Here is a 23706-nt window from a genome sequence, read left to right as displayed (position 1 = left end):
TGATGGCGAAGCCTAATTTTCAGACCAGAATAAGGTTTATTTCCATCGGTGTCCTCCTTTTCGGCCTCTGTCTGATTGGCAAACTCTATCTTCTTCAAATTGTGCATGGCAGCGATTTTGCCCAGAAAGCTGATCGCCAATACGTTCAATCGCCCGATTCAATGTTCAATCGAGGCGACATTTATTTTACCGACAAGAATGGTACTCTGATTTCGGGGGCCACGCTGAAAGCCGGCTTTACAGTTGCTATCAACCCTAAGACTTTAACTAACAACCCGGACGCCACTTATGAAAAAATAAAAACTTATCTGCCGACTCTGGACAAGACAGATTTTTTAAGCAAGGCTGCCAACAAAAATCAAACCTATATTGAGATAGCTACTAAAGTTGATCCAACACCGGCTAATGCCATCAACAATCTGAAAATTCCCGGTCTCGGCATTTATAAATCCCAGTGGCGCTTTTACCCCGGCAACACTTTAGCGGCACACGCCCTCGGTTTTGTCGCTTATAGTGGCAATAGTGGCAATGATTTATCGGGGCGCTACGGACTGGAGAGAAAATATGACAGTACTCTTTCACGTGGGAATGACGATATGTACGTTAATTTTTTTGCCGAAATTTTTTCCAATTTGGACAAAACCATTACCGAGCAGGATTCTTTGGAAGGGGACATCGTTACTACTATAGAACCGACCGTTCAAGCCACGCTTCAGAGCACTTTAGACGGCGTAATGCACGATTATTCTTCCGAGAGCGCCGGCGGTATTATCATCAATCCGAAAAATGGAGAAATCTACGCCATGGCCGTTGATCCGACTTTTAATCCAAACAGTTTTCAGAAAGAAAAGTCTTCCAACATCTTCAGTAATCCATTAGTGGAAAATGTTCACGAAATGGGCTCCATTGTTAAGCCCTTTACAATGGCTATCGGTCTTGATACCGGCGTCATTAATGCCAACACCATGTATAATGACACCGGTTCGATGAGCGCCAATGGTTACACCATTCACAACTTCGACTTGAAGGGTCGAGGGTACATTAGTTTGCAGCAGGCTCTCGGGCAGTCTTTGAACACCGGTTTCGCTTTCGCCGAAAGTAAAATCGGTAACAAAACCTTTTCCGATTATATGAAAAAATTCGGCTTGGGCCAGAAAACGGGTATTGATTTACCGAACGAAACGAATGGCTTAATCAAAAACTTGGACAGTCCGCGCGACATTGAGCATTGGACGGCTGCTTTCGGTCAGGGTATTGCCATGACGCCGATGGAAATGGTCAGGGCGGAAAGCGCTTTAGCTAATGGTGGAAATCTGGTGACTCCGCATGTGGTTAAACAAATTAATTACACTCTCGGTTATTCCAAAACTTTGGACTGGCCGGTTGGACCACAGGTGATCAAGGCTTCCACCTCTGAAGCCATTACTAAAATGTTGGTGACTGACTTTGATCAATATCTACAAAACGGCCAAGCGAAAAATCCTCATTACAGCATTGCCGAGAAAACTGGAACGGCCCAAATTGCTTTACCGAGCGGCGGCGGTTATTACGAAGATCGATATCTGCACTCTTTCTTCGGATATTTGCCGGCCTATGATCCGCAGTTTTTAGTTTTTATGTACACCGTCTATCCCAAGGGAGTAAGATTTTCTTCCGAAACTTTGGCCCCGGCCTTTCTCGATTTAACTAAATTTTTGATAAACTATTACAATATTCCGCCGGACAGATAGATTGTGATTCCCGCTAAGGCTGGAATGACGGAATCAATTATGAAATCATTTTTCCGACAAATCGTACTCTCTATTATTTGGTGGCAATCGCGGGTAGTTTTAAAAAAATATAAGCCCAAGATTGTGGCCGTTACCGGAAGTGTTGGCAAGACTTCCACCAAAGACGCCATCTACGTCGTCCTTTCCAGTCAATTTCATGTCCGAAAAAGCGATAAAAGTTTCAATAGCCAGCTCGGCGTACCGCTGACCATTCTAGGCCGCCCTAACGGCTGGAACAGCTTTTGGATCTGGTTTGGCAATATTCTGGCCGGTTTTAAATTGATTTTAACTAAAGCCAAATACCCAAAATGGTTAGTGCTGGAAATCGGAGTGGATCGGCCTGGAGGATTGGAGAAACTAACACGCTGGTTAAAACCAGATGTAACAGTTATTACTCGTTTCGGGACAGTGCCGGCGCATATTGAGTTTTTCGAATCTCGAGAAGAAGTGGTAAATGAGAAAGGAAATTTGGTCAGAGCCTTGAAAAAAGGCGGCACTTTGATTTTGAATGCTGATGATGAAGACGCCATGTCCATGAAAACCCTCTCTCAAGAGAGAACTCTAACTTACGGCACCGATCGCTCGGCTACTCTTTCCGGAGATGCTTACGCCATTCTCTACGAGGAGACTAACCGATTTCCTCAAGGGTTTGCTTTCAAAGCCGATTATGAAGGGAATAGTTTGCCTGTAGTGATCAGCGGAGTGCTGGGAGAACATCATATGTATCCGATTTTAGCGGCCCTCTTGGTGGGAATTGCCGAAGGTCTGCCACTCCTTTCTATTACCTCCGTTTTTGAAAAGCATCTGCCCGCTCCGGGACGCATGCATCTAGTGGCTGGGGAGAAGGAGACTATGATTATTGATGATACTTATAATTCTTCGCCGGTTGCTCTGGAAGAGGCCTTGAAGACTTTGAAAGAAGCAAAAGTAAACGGGCGGAAGATGGCCGTCTTGGGAGATATGTTGGAGATCGGGCGGCACTCGGCTGAGGAGCACAAGAGATTGGGCGAGATTGCGGCCGCCGTTTCAGATATTTTAATTACAGTTGGATTGCGAGCTAAGTATATTGCTGAAGGAGCCCTGAATGGCGGCTTGAGCGAAAAAGTAATTTATCAGTGTGAAGATTCGCGCGAGGCGGGGAAGCTTCTCGAATCACTGATTAAAGCTGGCGATTTAATTTTAGTAAAAGGTTCGCAAGGAGTTCGAATGGAAAGGGTAGTAGAAGAGGTGATGGCCGAACCAGCTCTCAAAAAACAACTTTTAGTTCGTCAGGATGAGGAGTGGATGAGGAGGTAAATAAAAAGTCGCGCGTATTCTCGCGCGACCGATCTATCTCTTTAAAGAAGCTTCAATCTGCCTTAAGGCAATTTGGTCACACGGTCCCCATCTATCAAGGCAGCAGGGACCTTTGCAGACGTTGTGACTTCGCCAGAAGGAAGGGCAGCCAGCATATGGAGCTTTTCTTTCGCCGAGAAAGTCTGGCTCAGGCGGCAGCCTGAAATCGGCTGGCAACTTTTCTGGTAGTGTACTGTAAAGCCGACGGTAATCATCGACCGTCTTGGGTCGACTTTTAATTTCCCGTAGGATTAAGAATCCTTGCTGCATACTATGAAGATGCATAAAGAAATCATGTTCGTTTACAATCTCTAGATCCCGATCCCACTCCAATGGATCAAGAATTGCATCGGCCGGAACCGGGTCTGCTTCATCTGCCCGACAATGAAAGTAGAAAGATCCACACTCTTTCATCATCAGGTGGAATGGCGGCAAACGAGTAGGCGTGGGGGGCGAATCGTCAAGAAAGGCGAATAAGAGATAATCATCGAGCCAACAACGATCATCTAGTCTCTGGTCCCGATGATTACGGAGGACTTTTCGACGCTCTAAAATGAACAACTTTAAGTCGGAAATTTTCAGCCTTAGCTTTCTCAATTTTTCAAGGTCGTGAGGTAATTTCATCTATCTTCAGCCTAACAGGAGAAAAGCCCAAAATCAATTTCAAAATAAAGAGTGCTTTTATGACCCGACCGGTAAGCTCGGTCACGGATATTTTTGATGCAGCAAAAATTCCAAAAAACAATTTATCTTATGTCACGAATCACTACGTCTTCTCGGGTTGAAAAAAACAACACTGCGAGGACTAAATGTTCGCGACCCCGCCTCGCATCGGCTAGAGATGGCGATATACTCCGGCTTTATAAAAACATGAAAGAGTGAAGCAGTTCACTCTTTTCTAACCCATTTTCATGACCCCATAGGGTAGCTTTCAGAACTTGGGAAGCAGCGGAATTATATCCAATCAGGAATCAATCAATTAAAATTAATAGTTGAAACAATTTGATCCGACGAAGAGTCGTTTATCGAATTAGGAGCATAATCGACAAATTCAATAATGTAAGAAGCTTGGTTATAGTAGGTAATATATTGCCGAATATTCCTGGTAATTGGTTGACCATTATCAGATCTTGTCTCCGGCGCGGTTCCCACTCTAACCCCATAATAATTAGACCCTAACCGGACTTCGGTTACAGACCCGAAGCTTTCACCTGTAAAATTATTTATATTGAGGGATTCTCCAAATTTAGAAAGTGTATCGACTGCCTCCTTTTGAGTAAAATCTTTGCTATAACTACTTCGTAAATTTCTAATATCGATTAAAGTATCGGAACTGGTAGCAATAAAGATTTGTGCTCCTGCTTCAGGGGGCATAATCTGCTTACCGGGAATCCCATATTGGGTGGATACTTGATATTCACGTGGCAAGATAATTGAGAATTCTCCATTGAGAGTAAAGTATCTCGTTCCATTATTAATGACAACGGGAGCGTGTGCGGCGTCAGGTTTGGGTGGATTAGTAAGTGAAGAAATTGGTGATGGTGAGAAATCTTTTATAAATCCCCATATGAAAAAAGTCAGTATGAGTGCAATGACGATAACTAAGATAAATATAAAGAATTTTTTCACCACTAAATTATATCAGCAGTTCGAAAAAGTTTTCTGTTGAAAAAATTAAAACTTATATTTTAAGCCGCCAAATTGACCGGTGACCCTACCGGGAATCGAACCCGGATTCCGAGCTTGAGAAGCTCGTGTCCTAACCGTTAGACGATAGGGCCTCTTTGAACGAACTAAGAATAACGAATAAAGAATAGGGAGGCAAATAAAAAGGCGGCGCGTTTAAAAGTCGCGCCGCCTGCACTAATAAGTAGCCGTGAGAAGATCCCAGTTACTGGCTGGAGTCTTTGGACGAAGGGCTTTTGAACCTTTCTTACACAAAGGGCATTCAGCCGGAGACCAATTGTTCATTCGCTTAGTGACCAAAGCTACAATTTGACCATTACCTTGCCCGACTGTCATTAGGTCCGATCTGTTAAGAACAGCTAGGACATACGGAAGGACTTCCATTCCTGCTTGTTCACAAGCTGAGATGGTCTTACCGACACTCTTGCTTGTTGTTATGGTATCCTCGATCGGTAAGGCTACAGAACCGCGAGGAGGTACGATCCGCTTAAATACCATTTCGGACGGCTCCTCCTTTTCTGTAAATACGCTCCGCCAGACGAATGGGTTATCTACCAAACTCGGTATCCACGTCCGTTGAAGCTCCAGCGCCACAGCGTATGCAAGGACAATGGCTCCCATCGCCGGACCAACAACATAATGCGGCTTTTCACTGTAAACGTTGTTTTTGTAACCTTTTAAACAAAGTTTACCAACTAGATCTCTCGAAATCTCTTCGACCACAAGAGCATCTTCGAGAACTAATCCGCAATTGAAGAAACCGTCGCTGTGATCACCGTTAGTAAGCAGGGCATGTGGCCGTTTCGGATTTCCATCATGTTGCCACCATGCACCTTTTTGCCGGAAAATGTCTATCCAGTGAGCTTCGCTGTAAAGAACAGGCTTCTCCTCTATTTGAGATAAATCATGAAGTATGGGTTTTATCATATCCATTTTTAACCTATCACTAATGTCTCTGAAGTCAATCTGTTATACTCCTAAATCATGCGAAAAGTCTTAGACAAAAGATTCTTCCATCGGCCGGTTTTGAAAGTGGCGGAGGATTTGGTAGGGAAGTATTTGGTGCGAAAAATTGGCCGAAAAGAGATTGCTTTAATGATTACTGAAACCGAAGCTTATGATGGCGAGAAGGATTTAGCTTGCCACGCTTCGAAAGGGAGAACGGCTCGAACAGAAGTGATGTTTGGCGAAGCGGGTCACTGGTATGTTTATTTAGTGTATGGCATGTATGAAATGCTCAACATTGTCACTGGGCCAAAAGATTATCCGGCCGCCGTTTTGATCAGGGCCGCCGGCAAGGCCGGCGGCCCTGGCAAACTGACTAGATTGTTGGAGATTGACCGAAGATTAAATACGAAACCCGCTATGCGGACAAGCGGCTTATGGATTGAAGACCGGGGAATCAAAATTAAAAAATCTGAAATTCTCAAGACTCCCCGCATCGGCATCAATTACGCTGGCGATTATTGGGCCAAGAAACCCTGGAGATTTGTATTAAATAAAAAGACTACTCTCAAGAAGAGGGCAGTCTCCTGATTTTGGGGCGTGGTCTATTCATCGCAGCCTCTCGAACCTCTTCATAGGCGCGGTGATGAGCAAAGTACTGACGTTTTCGTCGACGTTGCTCTATACCTCGATTTACCGCGGTCAAAAATTTTCGAAAAGACTCGCGATTTGTCTCGTCCATCGGATGACGCTCCAGGACGATGCTAATGGCTTGTTGCTCATTAATACTTGGGTGAGCTTTTCGAAAATTTTCCAATTCTGTCCTGGTCGTTTTACAGTGGTCAGGATTGTTGAAGTCCCACATTATCAGGACTCCTTTCGCGGCTGAAGATAACCTTGTTGAAAACCAGCTGCAGTATGAGGAGCGATTTTTCGAAAATATTCGAGAATCTGAACAGTTTCAGGCGCGCTGGCTCGACGCTGGATATAATGGGCTAAGCTTAAAGCCGCACCATGCCAGCAATTTCTTAAAAGCTCTTCACGCTTTTGCCTCTGTTCTTGGCTAAGAATTTTGTTTTCGCTAATCTCCACTATCGCGGAAGATATTATCAGGATAACGGAAATCTGTTCATATGGTTGAGAGCGAAGAGAAAAAAGGGCGTTATTCATTCCGCTCCAAGATTATCACTCTGTTTCGAGAAGTCAATTATAGATCTTCTGGGAACTCGTTTTGAAAAGCATTTCTTTTTGCCCCTCTTTCAAAATTTTCTTTCCCGCCAACAGATTCATAGAATCTTTCTTTGCGTTGTCTTAATTCATCGGCAACCTTTTTATGAACAAAAGGAGCTATTTCTGCCGGGACTTCCTTATCAACAATAATTTTGGAAATTTCCTTCTGTCTTTCTACATCGGATATAGGTAAACGACTCTCGACTTCATCAGCCAGATTATGAATTTGTTCCTTACTCTCCCATTCTATTTGTTTAAATTGTTCTTGTGACATTAAAATAAACTTTCAACTACTTCTTTGACGGCCGCGCCGTCGGCGCGGCCTTTTAATTCTTTCATCACGGCGCCCATGAAGGCACCCATCTTGGATTTGTCGGTGATACCGAGTTCGGCTTTCTTCGCTTCTGCTACTTTGAGAATCTCTTCCCGGCTCATCATTTGAGGAAGATAAACTTCCAGAATTTTCATCTCCGCTTCTTCGGCGGCCGCCAAATCCTCGCGGCCGCCTTTCCGAAACTGTTCAATTGAATCTTTTCTCTGCTTTACCTGCCGTCGAATAACGCTAATCGCTTCTTCATCGGGAAGCTCGACATCAGGCTTTCGCTTAGTAGCCACTAATTCATTGGTAAAAGCCGAAGAAAGGCCGCGCAAAACACTCAATCTGACTGCCTCTTTGGCGAGCATTGCTTCTTTGATTTGGTCCTTAATTTGCTGCTGTAGAGCCATAATTAGCGATATTATAGCATGTTATAATAGCCTCGATGACAACTATTTTATTGGTTATTTTAATTGTAGTAGCCATGGCCATTTTCTGGGTGGTTTTTCGTCGTCAGGCTATGCCCGTCAATCCTGCCACTTCCGACAAAAGTTTTGATTTGCTGTTTCAGCAAATGAATGACTTGCGACGCACGGTGGATGAGAAAATGGGGGAGACCGGGAAATTGATGAATGAAGCGGTTAAGACTCAATTTTCCGAATCCGCTAAACTGATTAAAGATGTCACGGCCGGCCTGACCAAATTGGATGAAACCAACCGTCAGGTAGTTTCTTTCACCGATCAGCTGCAATCTCTGCAGGATATGCTGAAAAATCCGAAACAGCGTGGTGTACTCGGCGAGTATTATCTGGAAACTCTGCTTAAAAACGTTCTGCCACCGGATAGCTTCCAAATGCAATATGAATTTAATGACGGCTCGATTGTGGACGCAATAGTAAGAGTAAAGGACAAGATCATTCCGATTGATTCAAAATTTTCTTTGGAAAATTACAATCGCATTGTGGAAGAGCGAAATGAAACCGAGCGAGTACGCCTAGAAAAACTTTTCGTTAACGATCTAAAATTCCGCATTCAGGAGACCTCCAAATATATTAAGCCGGCTGAAGGTACGATGGATTTCGCTTTTATGTTTATTCCTCATGAAGCCATTTATTACGATTTGCTGGTTAACAAAATCGGCGCTCTAAATACTGACGACACTGAAAATCTGATTCAACGAGCCGCCAGTCGCTATCGCGTAATGATCGTCTCGCCAACTTCTTTTTTGGCATATCTCCAAACCGTTTTACAAGGTTTGAAGGCTCTGCAGATCGAAGAGACAGCCAAAGATATTATCAAGCGGGTAGGGGAACTCGGCCGACACCTCAAAAGCTACGAGGAATATCACAATAAACTCCGCAACTCTCTTGCCACCACCGTTAATCACTTCAACGCCTCCAGCGGCGAATTCAAGAAGATTGATAAGGATGTCATGCGCATTACCGGCGCCGCTATAGAGATTGAGACGGCGGCTCTAGAGAGGCCGATGCTAGAAGATTAAAAACCTCAAGCCGCCTTGTGCCTCACCGGTGCAAGGCGGCCTTTTTCATTTTCCAAAATAAAATGCCCTAAGGCCGGGCATTGACTATCCTTTTTACCAACTCATCACAGAACAATCCGTGAGTCTCCACGAATTTCTCTGTTGCTTGCTGAAGTTGGGCTTCCAACATTTCCAGCTCTTCAATTGTCATTGATTGATTAACTCCAAAGAAACCATTGTCAAAAAAAGCTAAATGGAAAATCTCATGGATTACATTTTCCTTATGATCTTCGAAAATGCACCAATCAGCTGACAGAACTGTAAAGCCGGCCATATTTTCAGATTTCCGGCTACCCCCATATAGAATTTTAGACTGGAGATCAAACTGGATATTGTAAGCCGAGATAAGATAATCGACGTAGGCTGGATTAACCCCCAATAACTTTTGACCGATTAATTTAATCAGCTGAAGTTTCTTATTCATCTGAACATACTCTAATCTATTTCCTTACTTTGTCTATTTGCAATTTAGGGCTAAATAAGTAAAATAAAAATCCTACTATGCCCACCAAGACACCCAAAAGAAAAAGTACTAAGAAGGCCAATTCCGATGAATTTGCCGTTATTTCCACAGGTGGCAAACAATACAAAGTTGCCGTGGGTGATGTCCTAAATATTGAGAAGATCAAGGGGGACTACAAAGCGGGAGACAAAATTACTTTTGATAAAGTCTTGCTGGTAGACAATGGATCGGACACCACCATCGGGACACCTTACATTGATGGGGCGGCCGTGGTTGCCACTCTTGAATCAGCCGGGCGAGCCAAGAAAGTAACCGTCATTAAATACAAACAAAAGAGCCGTTATTTTAAGAAGAACGGACATCGACAGCCGTACTTCAAGGTGAAGATTGAGGCGTTGAAATAATAATAATAATACTAAAAAAACAAAGAGCGCCGGCGAAGCCGGCGCTCTTTGTTTTAGGCTCTATTCTTCAAAGCATTTTTTATCGTCTCCGTGTCTGAATATTCCAACTCGGTGCCGGTAGAGAGCCCGCGGCCGAGAGTGGAGACTTTAATATTATTTTTTTCTGAAAGAGGTTTAAGCAAAGCGTTCAGATAATCGGCGGTGTTTTCACCTTCTGGATTGAGGTTCATGGCCACGATGATCTCCGTTAAGCCTTCTTTCTTGAGCCGACTCTCAATAGTTTTAAGTAATTCTTTCTGACGAATCTTAGTTTCGGGGTTTTTCTCCAAGATTGGCACTGATCCTCCAAGGACAAAGTAAAGTCCGGCATAAATATGGGCTTTCTCAATATTTTCTAAATCAACGTCGCGACTTACTAGAGTTAAGAGCTTCCTATCGCGATGAGGGTCGCGGCAAATAGAACAAAGCGGACTTGACGATCGGTCGGCCGGGAAAAATCTATAACACGATTGGCAGACTGAAGTTGAGGCCTTTAATTCATCGAGTAGGGAAGTCAGATTTTTCAGATAACTATCGGAGCGGGTCAGGAGGAAATAGACAAAGCGACGAGCCTGTCGCGGGCCAATACCCGGAAATTCCGAAAATATTTCCGTTAATTTTCGAATCGGATCACTCATTAGAATTGCTGGGGAGCTGAATCATCAAAGACGCCGAAATCGCTCTTATCAATACTAAGGAAGGTAGCGCGCTTATCATCAAAATAAAGTTCCACCTTGCCAGTCGGACCATTTCGATGTTTCTCAATCAGAATCTCTGCAATATTCGGTTTGTCTGAATTTTCATTGTATTTATCATCGCGGTGAATAAACATGACGACGTCGGCATCCTGCTCAATGGAACCAGAATCACGAAGGTCCGAAAGTCGAGGTTTGCCACCGCGTTGTTCCACGGCCCGAGAGAGTTGGGAAAGAGCCAATACTGGTACATCGAGTTCGCGAGCCAACTGTTTCAGAGAACGGGAAATTTCCGTCACCTGATGCACCATACTGTCATAATTTCGATTACTGCTCGGTACCATAAGTTGCAGATAGTCCACTACAATCAGCCCCAGGCCTTTCTCCGCTTTCAGTCGACGAGCGACCGAGCGCATCTTCAGGATGTTATTACCCGGTTGGTCGTCAACGAAGATCGGCGCGCGGGACAGCGGATCGAGAGAGTCGCGAATTTTATCGAACTCGCTATCGAGGGAGAGCTTGCCAGTGCGAAGCTTCCAGCCATCAACGCGAGACTGAGCGGCTAGCATACGATCAACTAGCTGTTGTGAGCTCATTTCAAGAGAGAAAATACCGACAGGAATATTGTGGTTGATAGCAGCCTGACGAGCAATATCCAAAGCGAGAGATGTTTTACCCATTGAAGGACGAGCGGCCAGAATAATTAAGTCCGATTTCTGAAGACCGGCCAGTTTGCTATCAAGCTCCTTAAAACCGGTTGGAATGCCGCGCATCTCATCCTTTGATTTGTGAAGCTTGTCCAATCGCTCCCAAGCTTCACCCAAGGCGTCTTTCAGTTCAATAAATTTGTGAGTGCTGGAATTGTTAGTTAAATCGTAAATTCTTTTTTCGGCTTTATCTAAAATGTCATCAAGTTCGGCTGCTTCATCAAAACCTAAATTGGAAATGTATTCCGAAGCCTCAATTAGATTTCGCATCATGTGCTTTTTGTGCACGATCTCAGCGTAATGTTTGACGTTGGAAGCCGAAGGAACTGAATTTGAAAGCTCGGCTAAGTAGCTTGCGCCGCCAGCGGCCTCAAGCATACCCTTTTCATTTAATCGAGTGCGAAGCGATAGGAGGTCAATCGGCTGCATCTTGCCGAAAAGTTCCATCATGGTACGAAAGATTACTCGGTGCCGCTCGCTGTAAAAACAAGTATCTTTGATGATATCGACGATTTCATTAATCGCTTCCGGCCGCAGCATAATGGAGCCGAGCAAGGCTTTTTCGGAGTCGTTATTTTGAGGAGGCACGCGCAGTTTTGGTTTTTTGACAGTTTTAGTGTCGGCCATAGTTGGAAGCATTTTAGCACAATTAGAAAAAGGTCAATTTGCTCCAAATAGCATAATATGGGCAAAAGATGGGGATTAGTCTTTGCTTATTTACAGACTAAAATTATGTGTTAATTTGATGGATAGATGAAGTTAATTGAATTTGATTCAGAAGAGTGGTGTCTAGAGCTCCGCAACGTCTCTACCGTAGAAATTCTTGTGGGCCTTTTGGCAAGATTGGATAATAAATGGTTCTCTGATGAGCAATTCTATGACTGGATTATCTCGTTGGGGGACAAAGAACTCGTTCGCCGGTTTGGTATTAGAGAAACTGAGCCAGCCACATCCAAAAGTTTCAGTTTAGTTTTCAGTGCTCTTACCATCGGCAAAATTTTAGAAGAGTCTCTGGAAGCTGGGCCAAATCTTTACCGTCGCAAGATTTCTCCTGAGGTTTTGATTAAAGACCTAACAGACAGAGAGGTCTGGCCGAGATATGAGAATCTTTTTTGCCAATTGGCAGAGAACTTTCGAGAACATCAATGTCAGTATTCCCGCTAGGCGGGATTTTATTTAGAAATTTTTTGACCACTTTCAGTGTCAGAAATCTCAAAACCAAGTCTCCGAATCTGATCTCTTAACTCATCCGCCTTTTTCCAGTCTTTATTTTGGCGAGCTGCTTCTCGTTCGTCGGCGAGCCGGCTGATTTCGGCGGGGATTTCGAAATCAGCCGGCTCTGATAACTTTTCCAGATTAAGGCCGAAGACTCGATCAAAATCTAAAATAGTGGCACCTTTGTCAGCCTCGGAGACGTTTTGATCTTTGATTAAATCCCAAACGAGAGCCAAAGCTTTTGGAGTATCTAAATCGTCGTTAATGAATTGGTGGAATTTTTGCTGGTAAGCAGGATTGATGGCGCCGCCTGTGGCGGCGCTAGATAGATGGCTCGCAAGCCTGTCTAAGGCGGCTTGCGAACCTTTTAGAGCTTCAAGATTTAAGTTTACTGGACTCCGGTAATGTGAAGTCAAAAGCCAATATCGGTAGGCTAGGGGAGAGATGCCCTCATTCTCCAGATCCTGAAGCTTAAGAAAATTGCCTGCTGATTTAGCCATCTTGCCCCCATCGGAAACATTCACGAAAGCATTATGAAGCCAGTAATGCGCCAGAGACTTACCGGTAGCCGCTTCAGATTGAGCAATCTCATTGTTGTGATGAATGGGAATATGGTCCACTCCACCTGTATGGATATCAAAAGTCTCGCCGAGATATTTCATACTCATGGCCGAGCATTCTATGTGCCAACCGGGGAAGCCTTTGCCATAAGAGCTTTCCCAACCGAGATCATTATTGAATTTCCAGAGAGCAAAATCCTGAGGATGACGTTTTTCAGGATTTTGCTCGATTCGAAACTGATCCTCGGCGGCATCTCTATTAATGCCGCCGAGCCTTCCATAATTCGGATCCTTCGAAGTGTCAAAATATAAACCGTCGGAAGTTTTATAAACGAACCCCTTTTGATCCAGCCTTTCAATCAATTGCAAATCTTCTTGAATATTCTCACTGGCTTTCGGCATTAAAGTCGGTTTTTCAATATTTAGCTCATCCAGATTTTTTAAAAAGGCGGTGGTATAAAAATCCGCCAACTCTTTTAAAGAATCTAGATTCAAAGATTTGCCTTCGCGCTTTAGAGCGGCTGTCATCTTATCTTCGCCTTCATCCGCGTCCGATCGCAAATGCCCAACGTCCGTAATATTCATTACCTGCTTAACTTTAAAATCGTTATATTCAAGGGTGCGCCGTAAAATATCGGCAAATAAAAAAGCTCGCAAATTACCAACATGAACGTAATCGTAAACGGTCGGCCCGCAATTATACATTTTTACTTCACCATCCTGAATCGATTTAAATTCCTCTTTTTGGTGCGTGAGAGTATTGTGAAAACGTAAATTCACGTTATTAGAGCCACTTCTTATACTTAAAGAATGAGAAAATGCAAAGACCGATCACCAGCATTGAGCCAAGAATGATCCAAAAACCGTTTGGACTTCCGACAATTGGCAGATAGTCGCTGTTCATGCCGAAAATTGAAGCGATGAAGGAGAGAGGCAGAAAGATAAAGGCCATGATCGTTAAGGTTTTCATCACCTCATTCTGCTTGGTGGTCAGGAGAGAATTGTTAGTAGTTCGAAGTTCTTCTACGAATTCCTTGCTGCCCTGGATCTCGGTGTGAACTTTAAAGTATTCGCTGATGATTGATTGAAGATAATATTCAAAATCCGGCCCAAAAAATTTCTTACCGGCGATTGCCAGAGAATCCAGAACACTTTTATGAACACTGGTAGCTTCCTTGAAATCCAAAAGAGTTCGGCTAATTTGGGAAAGTTCAATCACCATCTCTCGTTCCTCGCCCTTAAAGATATGATCTTCCACTTGAGCCAAGGAGCTCTTAATGGAATCAAGCTGATCAATCAGATAACGGTAAAGATTGCGGATCATGTAATAGAAGATAAAGCCGGCATGCTCTCCCATGTTGCTACGGTCTAAAATCGAATTGACCTCAAAGACGCGAGAAAACTGGTGAAGCGGGTCAATTTCTTCATATCGCGAGGTAACCAGAAAATTGCGGCCAATAACAAAATCGATTTCTTGATTTTTCTGGCTATTCTGGCCGTATTTCAAAATAGGGAAGTGAAGGATGAGATAAATGCAATTGTTATAGAGATCAACTTTTGGCTTAAGACTCGGTATTAAAAGTTCTTCGGCCACCAAGGGTTCCATGGCGTATTCATCCATGACGGCCCGTACCTCGTTGCTGCTTGGATTTTCCAGATCAATCCAGACTAAATTGCGATACTCGTATTTCTTAATCATTGAAAATATTATACCGAATTAAGTGTGGAATTAAAAACCGGAGAGTCAAAAGGGCTTGGCTAGGTCGGCTGAATTGACCTAGCCAAGCCCTTTTGAGATAATTAGTCCTTCATGAATTCCAACAAAAGGATTGTTTCAATTATTCTCGCCATCCTCCTTCTCGGAGGTTCGTTTTTTTTGGGTCTTTCGGTTGGCAACGCCAATCATCCGCCGATAAATGACATCACCACTCTTTCAAACAAGGAAAGCGGTCAGCCCGATCAGGTGGATTTTTCGCCCTTCTGGAAAGCCTGGGGTATCGTTAATGAGAAGTATGTAGCCACTCATTCCACCACCACGGTCTCCGATCAGGACCGCGTTTACGGCGCTATTAAGGGCATGGTGGACTCTTTGGGCGATCCTTACACCACTTTCTTCCCGCCAGCTGACGCCAAAGTTTTTCAAAGCGAAATTAGTGGCAACTTCGAAGGAGTAGGCCTTGAAATGGGGGTAAAGAACGGCATTCTTACCGTTATCTCCGCTCTTAAGAACACTCCGGCCGCCAGAGCTGGCATTCAGCCGGGAGATCAGATTTTGAAAATAAATGACGCTGATGCCACCAGCCTAAATATTGATGAAGCTGTTCAGATGATCAGGGGACCAAAAGGTACTAAAGTCACCTTTACCTTACTTCGAAATGGCGAAAAGCAGCCTATTGTAGTCAGTCTTGTTCGCGAAACCATCAATATTCCGACCATTGATACGAAAATGCGCTCTGACGGAGTTTTCGTAATCAGCCTTTACAATTTCTCAGCTGATTCTCCTAATCTTTTCCGAAATGCTTTGCGAGAATTTATCAACGCTCACACCGACAAGCTCGTGCTTGATTTGCGAGGTAATCCCGGAGGCTACCTCGACGCGGCCGTTGACATGGCTAGCTGGTTTCTACCAACCGGTGATGTCATTGTTCAGGAAGATTATGGTCAAGGGAAAGAGAAAGAAATTTCCCGCAGCAAAGGCTACAACATTTTCAGCAAGCAACTTAAAATGGCTATTCTTATAAACGGGGGTTCGGCTTCGGCCTCGGAGATTCTCGGCGGCGCCCTGCAGGAACACGGCGTAGCCAAACTGGTAGGACAAAAAAGTTTCGGCAAAGGTTCGGTGCAGGAGCTGGTTAATCTGACCCCGGATACTGCCTTGAAAGTGACAGTCGCTCGCTGGCTAACACCAAATGGAAAATCAATTTCAGATGGTGGCTTAACGCCCGATTTAGTAGTACCGATGACAGAAGATGATGTAACAGCTGGAAAGGATCCGCAAATGGAGGCAGCCGCTAACTTGCTAAAATCGGAATAATAGTTTAAAAATAGGAAACCATGAAAGTAATCTTACTGAAAGATGTGCCAAATTTTGGCCGACGATATGAAGTGAAAAATGTTTCGGACGGACATGCTCTGAACTTTTTGTTTCCCCGTGGCTTGGCGGAACTGGCAAACGATCAAACTCTAAAGAAAGTTGAGGAACTAAAGAAGCAACACGATGATGAAAAACGAGTTCGTGAAGATCTCTTAGTGAAAAACTTAAAAGCCCTGACTGACTCTCGAATTGAATTAAGTGAAAAAGCCAATGATAAAGGCCATCTCTTCGCTGGTATTCACAAGCCGGAAATCATCGCCGCCATTAAAAAACAGACAGAGTTGGATGTGGATGCCGATCATCTTGATTTGGAAGAGCCGATTAAAGCAGTAGGGGAGTATGATATTAAAATCAAGGTTCAGGACAAGGAAGCGACTTTTAAATTAATTGTAAATTCTATTTAAAATTTAGATTGAGAGAAAAAATAAAAGGCCGGCGCGACGCGCCGGCCTTTTATTTTTTCTTTATCAAAACTTCATTAGTTAACGTGTACAATTTTTCGGACTGTAGTCGTTCGGTCGTAATTAGTCTTTCGTTTATTTTTAAATTCCACCTTGCCTTCTTTTAGAGCAAATAGAGTATGGTCTTTGCCGATACCGACATTCTTACCGGCTAGCACTCGGGTGCCGCGTTGCCGAACGATAATAGCTCCCGGTTGAGCTACTTCACCATGATAGAGCTTTACGCCGAGAAATTTTGGATTGGAATCGGTTAGGTTTTTGGCCGAACCGCCGGCCTTCTTTGTTGCCATAGTGCCACTATTATGCTGGAAAAGATTAAAAATGCAAGTTTGGTCAGATATTTAGCCATTTTCGGGGTTGGCACTCTTTTTTTAAGCGACGCTTTTGGACTCGGACGTCTGTCCTTGCTCCTTCATCAAAAAGAGCCAATTGCCATTGAAGGGTATTTGCCGGAAGCGGTTTCAGCATCTTTGAGTTTGCTGGCAGGGTCGCCAGCTTCGCCGGCGACCCTCTCAACTTCTTCGGCTTCCACTAAATCAACTCGCTCCGCCGTGCCCAAATCTTCCGAAACCGCCATCTTTGTCGCATCTAAGACCGGTCAAGCTTACTACTTTCCTTGGTGTGGTATAGTTAAACGCATCAAGCCCGAGAATCAAATCACTTTTCATTCCAAAGAAGAAGCAGAAAAGGCGGGTTATCATGCTGGCAATTGCGCCGGTCTCAAATAAACATGCTCGTGGTAGATGTAGAAGGAACAGGTCTAGATTTTCAAAAGCTGTCTCTTTTGAGTATTGGAGCCATTGACCTGAACAATCCTTCCAATACTTTTTATGAAGAATGTCGTATCTGGCAGGGCGCCCACGTTGATCCGGAATCACTGAAATATAACGGCTTCACTATTGAAGAAATTAATGATCCGACTAAAAAGAGTGAGGAAGAGATTCTTAAAGATTTCATAAACTGGGCCAGCATACTACCTGATTTCACTTTTGCCGGTCAAAACGTCTTCTTCGATTATGAGTGTTTGCGTCAGGCGGCAATGCGCTACCATTTAAATTGGCCCTTTGCTCAACGAATTATTGATGTACATTCTGTCTGCCTCGCACATATGATCAAAAAAGGAATTATTCCTCCACTCCAAAACCACCATTCATCTTTGAACTCAGATGCTGTCTGCCAATATGTCGGCATTCCAGCAGAACCTAAACCTCATCGCACACCTCTTGGAGGTGCCAAATGGGAAGCGGAAGCTCTCAGTCGACTTCTTTATGACAAAAATTTGCTAGAAGAATTTGCCCAGTATTCTATACCTTGGATTAAATAAAATGCGTCCTCATGGACGCCAAGGTACTAAACAAAGCAGAATTTGGATCCCTGGTCGAGCCAAATAGAATTCGACTCGATGAATGTTGTGAACGGGGGATTTACCCACTTCATAAGAAAGATAAAGGATAGAATTGGGTCGAGACATTCGTTTCGCAATCTCAACTATCCATCGGTCTTCTGGTTCAACATCAATGTATTCCTTGGTTTCGGGTGGAAGATCGGACATTCGGAACATGTGAGCTTTCATCTTAACTGTTTTTACCACATTTTAGAGTAAATTGTCAATTGGACCAAGTTAAAAAATGCTTATTTTAAGGCACGAAATATAAAATTTCCTTTATTTTTTATCCACAGCGGCCTTGAAAAAAACCTCAAATCTGCTAGTATATTGATTACCAGACATGATGTCTGGTTTTTTCTTCTCCCGGTAAGTCTTCAGTTTATCAGCTAAAAAAAGGCTTATAATACATTTATTTATTGCAGCATTTACTGCCGTATCCCTCTTAATTACCCCAAAACCGACTAGCGCCGCTCTAATTTCACAAACTCCGAATCTTTCACCGAATACCTATTCGGTTCTTCATGCTGAAGAAACTGTGGCCACGAAGGGTCAGCCAGTCAATAAAGTAGCCCTTTTGCTGGCCACCTCCAGCTCCAAGGTAGCTCAAAAGCCGGATGAAAAAACCCTTTATGTGAGCCCTAAGAAGGTGGAAGCGGCAGTAAAGGCCTACTTTAAGGACATTCCTTTAATGGCCGATATCGCTCAGTGTGAATCGCATTACCATCAATATGCCTCAAACGGCAATATTTATCGCGGTTCCATTAATACCAGTGACGTCGGAGTGATGCAGATTAACGAAAAATACCACCTCCAGACTTCGAAAAAGATGGGTCTCGATATCTACACCTTAAAAGGCAACATGGCCTACGCCCGTTATCTCTACACTTCGCAGGGTTCGGAGCCGTGGATTTCTTCCAGCGCCTGTTGGGACAATGTGGCCAAATCCGCCGCAAGCTCAAGCGTCGCTATCAATAAGTAAGCAAGAAGGACATCACTCGTCCTTACATAAACATGGACTCAAACATAATTGAGGTAAAAAATCTCATCAAAAAATTCGGCGACTTCGTCGCCGTCGACAACATCTCTTTTGAAGTAAAGAAAGGAGAGATTTTTGCTTTTCTTGGTCCAAATGGGGCAGGGAAGACCACAACTATTAAAATGCTTACGACCTTGCTTCATCCCACTTCCGGCAACATTCGTCTGAACAGTTTTGATGTTACCAAGCAGTCAAATCAGGCGCGGCATTCTTTTGGAATCGTCTTTCAGGATCCAAGTTTGGACACCGATCTGACCGCTTTGGAAAACATGCATATTCACGGGGTGCTATACGATTTGCCAAACGACCTCTATCGCAGTCGGGCCGAGGAACTTCTAAAAATGGTGGAACTTTGGGATCGTCGCAATGACTTCGTGCGTGAATTTTCCGGTGGCATGAAGAGACGACTGGAAATTGCTCGCGGCCTTCTTCATCACCCGAAGGTGCTGTTTTTGGATGAGCCAACCCTCGGACTGGATCCTCAAACTCGCAATCATATGTGGTCATACATTCAGGATTTGAACAAAAAAGAGGGAATTACTGTTTTTGTCACCACTCATTACATGGAAGAGGCCGATAAAGTAGCCGGCCGAATTGCCGTGATCGATCATGGTAAAATCGTCGCCCAAGGGTCATCCGAGGAATTAAAAAAGCAGACGGGGAAGGGAAGTCTGGAAGAGGCCTTCCTATCGCTTACCGGACATGCCATTCGGGAAGAAGGAGGCCAGTCGGAATTTAAACAAATGGCCAAACTTTGGCAGGGTGGCCGAAGATAAAAATATATGAGAACTATTTATATTCTTTGGTTAAGACAAGTAAAAAAATATCTTCGCTCGCCGTCCCGCGTGATAGGCTCACTTGGTCAGCCGATTCTTTATTTAGTGGCTCTAGGTTACGGCCTTGGCTCGATTTACGCCAAGGCCGGCGGAGGCAATTACATCCAATTCTTGACGCCCGGAGTTATCGGCATGAGTGTTCTTTTTACCTCCATCTTTTCCGGTATTGAAATTATTTGGGACAAACAATTCGGCTTTCTAAAAGAAACGATGGTAGCGCCGGTCTCACGTTTCAATATTATGCTCGGCCGAACTCTGGGCGGCGCGACAGTTGCCAGCCTGCAGGGAATTGTCGTTCTAATTCTTTCGGTAGTGGTGGGATTTCGTCTGACTAATTTCAGCCTGCTTATTCCAGCCTTCGTCTTTATGTTTCTAACCGCTTTACTCTTCACCGCCCTCGGAACAGCCATAGCCGCACGATTAAATGATATGCAAGGGTTTCAATTGATCATGAACTTCTTGGTGATGCCAATTTTCTTTCTCTCCGGCGCTCTCTTTCCACTTTCCGGTTTGCCAAAAATAATTGAATATCTGACTAGAATTAATCCACTCTCGTACGGTATTGATGGCTTGCGGGGAACACTAATTCATGCCGCCACTTTTAATCTCTGGACTGACTTTGGCATTCTGGCTGTGCTTAGCATTCTGTTCATCGCCGTCGGTGCTTATCTATTCTCTACGATTGAAGCCTAGCTTGTATTCAGAGTGGATTTGACTATACTATGAGCCAGAATGCACTGCTCATTAGCTACACTTGTGGCTCAAAAGCCCGCCGGTACAAATGGCAAAGTTGTGCGGCTGAAAGACGCCACACTTTATAAGCCCCTCTCTGAACCGCTTTCGGCGGAAGAGATTTCAAACAGGCTGGAAGTTTATCTTGGGAAACTGGGACAAAATTCCATTCCTCCGGCCTTGACCAAGAGGGAAAACAGATGCGCCCTTGCCCAAGCTTTGGCGGACGCCACCTGTTTTGACCCAGAGAATCCGTCGGAGCTAATTATTACGAAGTTTCGAACGGCTGTTTACTTTCTTGAAGCAAATCGGCTACCGCCAAGGATATGCAACTTAGGCGAAATCCTGATCGGATTTTTGAAGATCCTGCAAGAGAGATCGCCGGAACTGCTCAAAGGAAAAGAAAAGAGGGAAGCGCGGTTGGAACTCAAAAAGCTTCTTTCGGAGCTCAAGATTCATCAAGGTCACCTCCGAGTTCATAATGTGAAGTTGCCGGCTAGAATCGCCGAACCCTTTCCCGAAAAGAAAAAGTAGCGCGAACGTTCTCGTTCGCGTTTTTTATTTTGGTAGTCTTTTATTTTAAGAAACTAAGTATTAAAATATGAGCAGAATCCAGAATACTCATGAAAAAGCTCCTGTTCATTTTAATTCCATTTTTCTTTACCCAATTCGCAGAAGCGGTAGAGGAGTGGCCATCATCACTTCACAACAAGTTGGCACAGTCTGTGACATTCGTGAGAACGCTAGTAAGTTCTAAGAGAGTAAAGGAATCAACCTCTAGTGGAAGCCTTCTAGCACGAGTGACTACACGTGTTATCCAAAACAACCTTAACTCCAGTGGTTTCGCAATTGGTAACGGCCATTTTGTTTTGACTTGTTTCCACGGCATAGACAATAGAAAAAGTTGTGCTGTCTCCAGTCTAAGAAACGAGACTCAAATGGGTAAAGTAGTAAAAACCGATCCAAAAGATGATCTGGCCCTTATTTGGATTAAGAAACCACTGCCACCGCTTCAACTCGCGACAGCTAGCCGCCTGCGTTCCTTCGAGTCAATTCATCAGATCGTTCATCCGATGGATAAAAAGTGTGTAGAGAAAGTTGGTTATTTTCTTTATCACTTCAATCATCAAGATTTCTTCACTATTAGGAGTGAGCATGGAAACTCCGGTTCACCATTATTTAATCAAAATGGGGAAGTGATCAGCATGGTGATGGCCACAAACGTGTGCGGTGGAATTACTACGACTGTTGGTAGAGATCTGAAAACGCTAAAAAAATTCCTGGCCGCCCATTAGGTCAGATTCACGAATACCCGAGGTATTCGTTTTTATATCAGATGAGAGAGAGGCAACATCGCACAATATGGTAATCGCGACTAACAAAAATACTGAATTTTTTTCTAGCGCTTTGACAGGATTTTTGAACAAAAATGGCAACAGTATTTCTGCTGTAAAAGAGCCAGAATTTGATTTGATAGTTAACATATGTTAACATACAAATATGAAAAATGGCTCAAACAAAAGATACTACAGCGCTACTGAAATATCTCGTTTATATGGATTAAGCAGAACGGCCGTATTCAAGAAGATTCAAAGTGGTGAAATTCCGGCTGAAAAGGTTGGAAGAAACTATATTATTGATGTAAAAAATCTACATATAGATTCCAATCTTCCCAAATCTAGTCGAAAAGAAATTAACTCGGCAGTAAAAAGAGCTGTAAAGGAGTATCGAGAAGTCTTCGAGAAACTTGGAAAGGAATGAGATCAAAACCCATTACGATCCAGGAGGTGGAATATGGGGCTCACGCACTAGCACGAGCATTGATGAAATATAGTGAGCCAATACCTGAATTTGGTACTCGATATAAAGGTAAGTTAGAAAGTTGTTTAGATACTCCTTTCCAAACTTATGGTGGAAAGTATCTTTACAAGGGGCTTATAGGAAAAGTAAGTATATTATTTTACCTTTTGGTGAAAAATCATGCCTTTGTTAATGGAAATAAAAGAATTGCTGTGATGACCGTTTTTTCTTTCGTTAATAAAAACAAAAGATGGCTAGCCATGCCCAAAAAACTCCTTTATGAAATTGCCAAAGAAGTTGCTATGAGTGAGGCATCTGACAAAGACAAAGAAGTAGAGAAAATCCAAAAGATTTTCAATATATATCTTGTAAAAGCAAAAAGGTAGGGAAGTGAGCCCCTGGTCGGATCCTGCATAAATTAGAGGTATAATAATTGAATGTCTCTGTCAGATTCTAATTTTAGAGAATTCATCTTTAAAGAATTGGAGAGGAATAGATGGGGCGAAAAGCTTGCTGATGAAGAATTGAGTAAAATTCTTTTATACGTTTCCGCTGGGGCTTTCGCCGTATCGATTACTTTCTATAGCGGCTCTTCTTGTTTAGAGAATATTCAACTACTACTGGCTTCTTGGGCCTGTCTTTCTTCTTCGCTAATGTCAAATGCCTTTAGTTATTACATAAGTAGAAGATATTCTGCAGAAAATTTTGAGGAAATAAACAACCGTATTGGTGCACCAGAGGAATTTACACCTCAAATGTATCAAAAGTTGTCTGATGATCTCAAGGATAAAAGAGGAAGGAAAATCGAACGAATAAATGACTTTGTAATGTTTAGTTTTATTTTGGGTTTAGCCTTTTTGGTTCTATTTGCGATTTGTAATGTAGCAGCAAACAATGTCCAAAAGGAAGTAAGTCTGAGTCAAACATCTTGCCATCAATAAGAAAGTCGAACCACTAAAAACCCCATGCAGTATTACACGTCGCTATAGCTGTGGGGAAGAGACCTTTCTCATATATAGATAGTGTCGCACAATATACCTTTTGCGACATGGTATAGCTACACCACCGCCTCTCGAGCTTTAAGCTTACTTCCGTAAAATTTGCTCCATAGGCTTTCCTTTGGCCAATTCATCAATCAGTTTGTCTAAATAACGGAGTTCTCGCATTACTTTGTCCTTAATTTCTTCAACTCGAACACCACAGATCACGCCTTTTATTAAGGATCTCTTGGGGTTAGGCTTAGGCGCTTTGGTATAGAAAGTCTCGAAGTCAGTTCCCTTTTCGAGTTGTTTTTCAAATTGTTTTTGGGTGTAGCCGGTTAACCAGCAGATAATCTTATCAACTTCCGCTTTCGTGCGTCCTTTTTTCTCCGCCTTGGCAATATAGTAAGGATAAACCTTGGCGAACGATGTGGCGTAAAGATTTTGTTTTAGCATGAATTAATTTTTGATTACCG

General features: G+C 43.4%; 31 protein-coding genes and 1 tRNA gene. 18 read left to right on the top strand and 14 right to left on the bottom strand.

Annotated features, from left to right (window positions below; all coding sequences use genetic code 11):
• The first annotated feature begins 2 nt into the window (after positions 1-2).
• Positions 3-1730 carry a penicillin-binding protein 2 gene (locus tag VFA52_01810; GenBank protein HZS42933.1) on the top strand — a complete coding sequence of 576 codons (1728 nt, stop codon included), beginning with the start codon at positions 3-5 and terminating at the stop codon, positions 1728-1730.
• 39 nt (positions 1731-1769) lie between these two features.
• The gene (murF, locus tag VFA52_01805; GenBank protein HZS42932.1) at positions 1770-3065 is read left to right on the top strand and encodes a UDP-N-acetylmuramoyl-tripeptide--D-alanyl-D-alanine ligase; all 1296 of its coding nucleotides are present in this window, start codon (positions 1770-1772) and stop codon (positions 3063-3065) included.
• Positions 3066-3098: 33 nt separating this feature from the next.
• Here murF and VFA52_01800 read toward each other — a convergent pair whose 3' ends face one another.
• From VFA52_01800 to VFA52_01785, 4 genes are all read right to left on the bottom strand, one after another.
• The gene (locus VFA52_01800; protein ID HZS42931.1) at positions 3099-3728 is read right to left on the bottom strand and encodes a hypothetical protein; all 630 of its coding nucleotides are present in this window, start codon (positions 3726-3728) and stop codon (positions 3099-3101) included.
• 351 nt (positions 3729-4079) lie between these two features.
• Positions 4080-4733 carry a hypothetical protein gene (locus VFA52_01795; protein ID HZS42930.1) on the bottom strand — a complete coding sequence of 218 codons (654 nt, stop codon included), beginning with the start codon at positions 4731-4733 and terminating at the stop codon, positions 4080-4082.
• Positions 4734-4813: 80 nt separating this feature from the next.
• Positions 4814-4885 (bottom strand) — tRNA-Glu (locus tag VFA52_01790).
• An 82-nt stretch (positions 4886-4967) separates the two neighbouring features.
• Entirely contained in the window at positions 4968-5717 is a 750-nt protein-coding gene (locus VFA52_01785; protein HZS42929.1) for a hypothetical protein, read from the bottom strand.
• Between the two features lie 57 nt (positions 5718-5774).
• On the opposite strand from VFA52_01785, the gene VFA52_01780 reads away from it, so the two are divergent.
• Complete coding sequence (locus tag VFA52_01780; protein ID HZS42928.1) at positions 5775-6326, top strand: DNA-3-methyladenine glycosylase; 552 nt, start codon at positions 5775-5777, stop codon at positions 6324-6326.
• A 616-nt stretch (positions 6327-6942) separates the two neighbouring features.
• On the opposite strand, the gene VFA52_01775 is transcribed toward VFA52_01780, so the two are convergent.
• Both VFA52_01775 and VFA52_01770 read right to left on the bottom strand, forming a co-directional pair.
• Positions 6943-7239: a hypothetical protein gene (locus tag VFA52_01775; protein HZS42927.1), complete on the bottom strand. Its 297-nt coding sequence runs from the start codon at positions 7237-7239 to the stop codon at positions 6943-6945.
• Positions 7239-7691: a GatB/YqeY domain-containing protein gene (locus VFA52_01770; protein HZS42926.1), complete on the bottom strand. Its 453-nt coding sequence runs from the start codon at positions 7689-7691 to the stop codon at positions 7239-7241. Before VFA52_01770 ends, VFA52_01775 begins: the two co-directional genes overlap by 1 nt.
• A gap of 35 nt (positions 7692-7726) precedes the next feature.
• Here VFA52_01770 and VFA52_01765 point away from each other — a divergent pair, with 35 nt between their 5' ends.
• The gene (locus tag VFA52_01765; GenBank protein HZS42925.1) at positions 7727-8782 is read left to right on the top strand and encodes a DNA recombination protein RmuC; all 1056 of its coding nucleotides are present in this window, start codon (positions 7727-7729) and stop codon (positions 8780-8782) included.
• A gap of 67 nt (positions 8783-8849) precedes the next feature.
• On the opposite strand, the gene VFA52_01760 is transcribed toward VFA52_01765, so the two are convergent.
• Positions 8850-9245, bottom strand: coding sequence for a hypothetical protein (locus tag VFA52_01760; GenBank protein ID HZS42924.1), 396 nt, complete (start codon positions 9243-9245; stop codon positions 8850-8852).
• Between the two features lie 77 nt (positions 9246-9322).
• Here VFA52_01760 and rplU point away from each other — a divergent pair, with 77 nt between their 5' ends.
• A complete protein-coding gene (gene rplU / locus VFA52_01755; GenBank protein HZS42923.1) occupies positions 9323-9688 on the top strand; it encodes a 50S ribosomal protein L21 in 366 nt (121 codons plus the stop codon).
• Positions 9689-9741: 53 nt separating this feature from the next.
• On the opposite strand, the gene VFA52_01750 is transcribed toward rplU, so the two are convergent.
• Both VFA52_01750 and dnaB read right to left on the bottom strand, forming a co-directional pair.
• Positions 9742-10365, bottom strand: a complete 624-nt coding sequence (locus VFA52_01750; GenBank protein HZS42922.1) for a toprim domain-containing protein — start codon at positions 10363-10365, stop codon at positions 9742-9744.
• The gene (gene dnaB / locus VFA52_01745; GenBank protein HZS42921.1) at positions 10365-11756 is read right to left on the bottom strand and encodes a replicative DNA helicase; all 1392 of its coding nucleotides are present in this window, start codon (positions 11754-11756) and stop codon (positions 10365-10367) included. The genes VFA52_01750 and dnaB overlap by 1 nt, the downstream gene beginning before the upstream one ends.
• A gap of 126 nt (positions 11757-11882) precedes the next feature.
• Here dnaB and VFA52_01740 point away from each other — a divergent pair, with 126 nt between their 5' ends.
• The gene (locus tag VFA52_01740; protein ID HZS42920.1) at positions 11883-12293 is read left to right on the top strand and encodes a hypothetical protein; all 411 of its coding nucleotides are present in this window, start codon (positions 11883-11885) and stop codon (positions 12291-12293) included.
• An 8-nt stretch (positions 12294-12301) separates the two neighbouring features.
• Here the strand turns inward: VFA52_01740 and cysS are convergent, their stop codons facing one another.
• Together cysS and VFA52_01730 are read right to left on the bottom strand one after the other, a co-directional pair.
• A complete protein-coding gene (cysS, locus tag VFA52_01735) occupies positions 12302-13684 on the bottom strand; it encodes a cysteine--tRNA ligase (GenBank protein ID HZS42919.1) in 1383 nt (460 codons plus the stop codon).
• A 4-nt stretch (positions 13685-13688) separates the two neighbouring features.
• Complete coding sequence (locus VFA52_01730) at positions 13689-14603, bottom strand: magnesium transporter CorA family protein (GenBank protein HZS42918.1); 915 nt, start codon at positions 14601-14603, stop codon at positions 13689-13691.
• A 111-nt stretch (positions 14604-14714) separates the two neighbouring features.
• Between VFA52_01730 and VFA52_01725 the strand changes: the two genes are divergently transcribed.
• Positions 14715-15938, top strand: a complete 1224-nt coding sequence (locus tag VFA52_01725; protein HZS42917.1) for a S41 family peptidase — start codon at positions 14715-14717, stop codon at positions 15936-15938.
• 20 nt (positions 15939-15958) lie between these two features.
• Entirely contained in the window at positions 15959-16402 is a 444-nt protein-coding gene (gene rplI / locus VFA52_01720; protein ID HZS42916.1) for a 50S ribosomal protein L9, read from the top strand.
• Between the two features lie 74 nt (positions 16403-16476).
• Here the strand turns inward: rplI and rpmA are convergent, their stop codons facing one another.
• A complete protein-coding gene (gene rpmA, locus VFA52_01715; protein HZS42915.1) occupies positions 16477-16749 on the bottom strand; it encodes a 50S ribosomal protein L27 in 273 nt (90 codons plus the stop codon).
• A gap of 12 nt (positions 16750-16761) precedes the next feature.
• Here rpmA and VFA52_01710 point away from each other — a divergent pair, with 12 nt between their 5' ends.
• Positions 16762-17187 (top strand): hypothetical protein, encoded by a 426-nt coding sequence (locus VFA52_01710; protein HZS42914.1) that lies wholly within the window; start codon positions 16762-16764, stop codon positions 17185-17187.
• Positions 17188-17189: 2 nt separating this feature from the next.
• Positions 17190-17783, top strand: a complete 594-nt coding sequence (locus VFA52_01705) for an exonuclease domain-containing protein (protein ID HZS42913.1) — start codon at positions 17190-17192, stop codon at positions 17781-17783.
• 9 nt (positions 17784-17792) lie between these two features.
• Here VFA52_01705 and VFA52_01700 read toward each other — a convergent pair whose 3' ends face one another.
• Complete coding sequence (locus VFA52_01700; protein ID HZS42912.1) at positions 17793-18032, bottom strand: hypothetical protein; 240 nt, start codon at positions 18030-18032, stop codon at positions 17793-17795.
• A gap of 349 nt (positions 18033-18381) precedes the next feature.
• Between VFA52_01700 and VFA52_01695 the strand changes: the two genes are divergently transcribed.
• From VFA52_01695 to VFA52_01660, 8 genes are all read left to right on the top strand, one after another.
• Positions 18382-18825, top strand: a complete 444-nt coding sequence (locus tag VFA52_01695) for a hypothetical protein (GenBank protein ID HZS42911.1) — start codon at positions 18382-18384, stop codon at positions 18823-18825.
• A 32-nt stretch (positions 18826-18857) separates the two neighbouring features.
• Positions 18858-19658: an ATP-binding cassette domain-containing protein gene (locus tag VFA52_01690; GenBank protein HZS42910.1), complete on the top strand. Its 801-nt coding sequence runs from the start codon at positions 18858-18860 to the stop codon at positions 19656-19658.
• Positions 19659-19664: 6 nt separating this feature from the next.
• Complete coding sequence (locus tag VFA52_01685) at positions 19665-20411, top strand: ABC transporter permease (GenBank protein ID HZS42909.1); 747 nt, start codon at positions 19665-19667, stop codon at positions 20409-20411.
• Between the two features lie 39 nt (positions 20412-20450).
• Positions 20451-20984 (top strand): hypothetical protein, encoded by a 534-nt coding sequence (locus VFA52_01680; GenBank protein ID HZS42908.1) that lies wholly within the window; start codon positions 20451-20453, stop codon positions 20982-20984.
• A gap of 89 nt (positions 20985-21073) precedes the next feature.
• Entirely contained in the window at positions 21074-21745 is a 672-nt protein-coding gene (locus VFA52_01675; protein ID HZS42907.1) for a serine protease, read from the top strand.
• 205 nt (positions 21746-21950) lie between these two features.
• Entirely contained in the window at positions 21951-22211 is a 261-nt protein-coding gene (locus tag VFA52_01670; GenBank protein HZS42906.1) for a helix-turn-helix domain-containing protein, read from the top strand.
• Positions 22208-22636 carry a type II toxin-antitoxin system death-on-curing family toxin gene (locus VFA52_01665; GenBank protein ID HZS42905.1) on the top strand — a complete coding sequence of 143 codons (429 nt, stop codon included), beginning with the start codon at positions 22208-22210 and terminating at the stop codon, positions 22634-22636. The genes VFA52_01670 and VFA52_01665 overlap by 4 nt, the downstream gene beginning before the upstream one ends.
• A 51-nt stretch (positions 22637-22687) precedes the next feature.
• Positions 22688-23191 carry a hypothetical protein gene (locus tag VFA52_01660; protein HZS42904.1) on the top strand — a complete coding sequence of 168 codons (504 nt, stop codon included), beginning with the start codon at positions 22688-22690 and terminating at the stop codon, positions 23189-23191.
• Positions 23192-23335: 144 nt separating this feature from the next.
• Here the strand turns inward: VFA52_01660 and VFA52_01655 are convergent, their stop codons facing one another.
• Positions 23336-23686 carry a DUF2200 domain-containing protein gene (locus tag VFA52_01655; GenBank protein ID HZS42903.1) on the bottom strand — a complete coding sequence of 117 codons (351 nt, stop codon included), beginning with the start codon at positions 23684-23686 and terminating at the stop codon, positions 23336-23338.
• Between the last annotated feature and the right edge of the window lie 20 nt (positions 23687-23706).

The sequence above is a fragment of the Candidatus Paceibacterota bacterium genome (assembly GCA_035652395.1).
Lineage (GTDB): Bacteria > Patescibacteriota > Minisyncoccia > Phycocordibacterales > CAJBRS01 > JADGRH01.
This window is presented reverse-complemented; position numbering and strand designations above follow the sequence as displayed.

Coding starts and splice junctions, on each gene's coding strand:
- VFA52_01810 (HZS42933.1), top strand. CDS start 3: ATGGCGAAGCCTAATTTTCAGACCAGAATAAGGTTTATTTCCATCGGT.
- murF (HZS42932.1), top strand. CDS start 1,770: ATGAAATCATTTTTCCGACAAATCGTACTCTCTATTATTTGGTGGCAA.
- VFA52_01800 (HZS42931.1), bottom strand. CDS start 3,728: ATGAAATTACCTCACGACCTTGAAAAATTGAGAAAGCTAAGGCTGAAA.
- VFA52_01785 (HZS42929.1), bottom strand. CDS start 5,717: ATGATAAAACCCATACTTCATGATTTATCTCAAATAGAGGAGAAGCCT.
- VFA52_01780 (HZS42928.1), top strand. CDS start 5,775: ATGCGAAAAGTCTTAGACAAAAGATTCTTCCATCGGCCGGTTTTGAAA.
- VFA52_01775 (HZS42927.1), bottom strand. CDS start 7,239: ATGTCACAAGAACAATTTAAACAAATAGAATGGGAGAGTAAGGAACAA.
- VFA52_01770 (HZS42926.1), bottom strand. CDS start 7,691: ATGGCTCTACAGCAGCAAATTAAGGACCAAATCAAAGAAGCAATGCTC.
- VFA52_01765 (HZS42925.1), top strand. CDS start 7,727: ATGACAACTATTTTATTGGTTATTTTAATTGTAGTAGCCATGGCCATT.
- VFA52_01760 (HZS42924.1), bottom strand. CDS start 9,245: ATGAATAAGAAACTTCAGCTGATTAAATTAATCGGTCAAAAGTTATTG.
- rplU (HZS42923.1), top strand. CDS start 9,323: ATGCCCACCAAGACACCCAAAAGAAAAAGTACTAAGAAGGCCAATTCC.
- VFA52_01750 (HZS42922.1), bottom strand. CDS start 10,365: ATGAGTGATCCGATTCGAAAATTAACGGAAATATTTTCGGAATTTCCG.
- dnaB (HZS42921.1), bottom strand. CDS start 11,756: ATGGCCGACACTAAAACTGTCAAAAAACCAAAACTGCGCGTGCCTCCT.
- VFA52_01740 (HZS42920.1), top strand. CDS start 11,883: ATGAAGTTAATTGAATTTGATTCAGAAGAGTGGTGTCTAGAGCTCCGC.
- VFA52_01730 (HZS42918.1), bottom strand. CDS start 14,603: ATGATTAAGAAATACGAGTATCGCAATTTAGTCTGGATTGATCTGGAA.
- VFA52_01725 (HZS42917.1), top strand. CDS start 14,715: ATGAATTCCAACAAAAGGATTGTTTCAATTATTCTCGCCATCCTCCTT.
- rplI (HZS42916.1), top strand. CDS start 15,959: ATGAAAGTAATCTTACTGAAAGATGTGCCAAATTTTGGCCGACGATAT.
- rpmA (HZS42915.1), bottom strand. CDS start 16,749: ATGGCAACAAAGAAGGCCGGCGGTTCGGCCAAAAACCTAACCGATTCC.
- VFA52_01710 (HZS42914.1), top strand. CDS start 16,762: ATGCTGGAAAAGATTAAAAATGCAAGTTTGGTCAGATATTTAGCCATT.
- VFA52_01705 (HZS42913.1), top strand. CDS start 17,190: ATGCTCGTGGTAGATGTAGAAGGAACAGGTCTAGATTTTCAAAAGCTG.
- VFA52_01700 (HZS42912.1), bottom strand. CDS start 18,032: ATGAAAGCTCACATGTTCCGAATGTCCGATCTTCCACCCGAAACCAAG.
- VFA52_01690 (HZS42910.1), top strand. CDS start 18,858: ATGGACTCAAACATAATTGAGGTAAAAAATCTCATCAAAAAATTCGGC.
- VFA52_01685 (HZS42909.1), top strand. CDS start 19,665: ATGAGAACTATTTATATTCTTTGGTTAAGACAAGTAAAAAAATATCTT.
- VFA52_01680 (HZS42908.1), top strand. CDS start 20,451: ATGCACTGCTCATTAGCTACACTTGTGGCTCAAAAGCCCGCCGGTACA.
- VFA52_01675 (HZS42907.1), top strand. CDS start 21,074: ATGAAAAAGCTCCTGTTCATTTTAATTCCATTTTTCTTTACCCAATTC.
- VFA52_01670 (HZS42906.1), top strand. CDS start 21,951: ATGAAAAATGGCTCAAACAAAAGATACTACAGCGCTACTGAAATATCT.
- VFA52_01665 (HZS42905.1), top strand. CDS start 22,208: ATGAGATCAAAACCCATTACGATCCAGGAGGTGGAATATGGGGCTCAC.
- VFA52_01660 (HZS42904.1), top strand. CDS start 22,688: ATGTCTCTGTCAGATTCTAATTTTAGAGAATTCATCTTTAAAGAATTG.
- VFA52_01655 (HZS42903.1), bottom strand. CDS start 23,686: ATGCTAAAACAAAATCTTTACGCCACATCGTTCGCCAAGGTTTATCCT.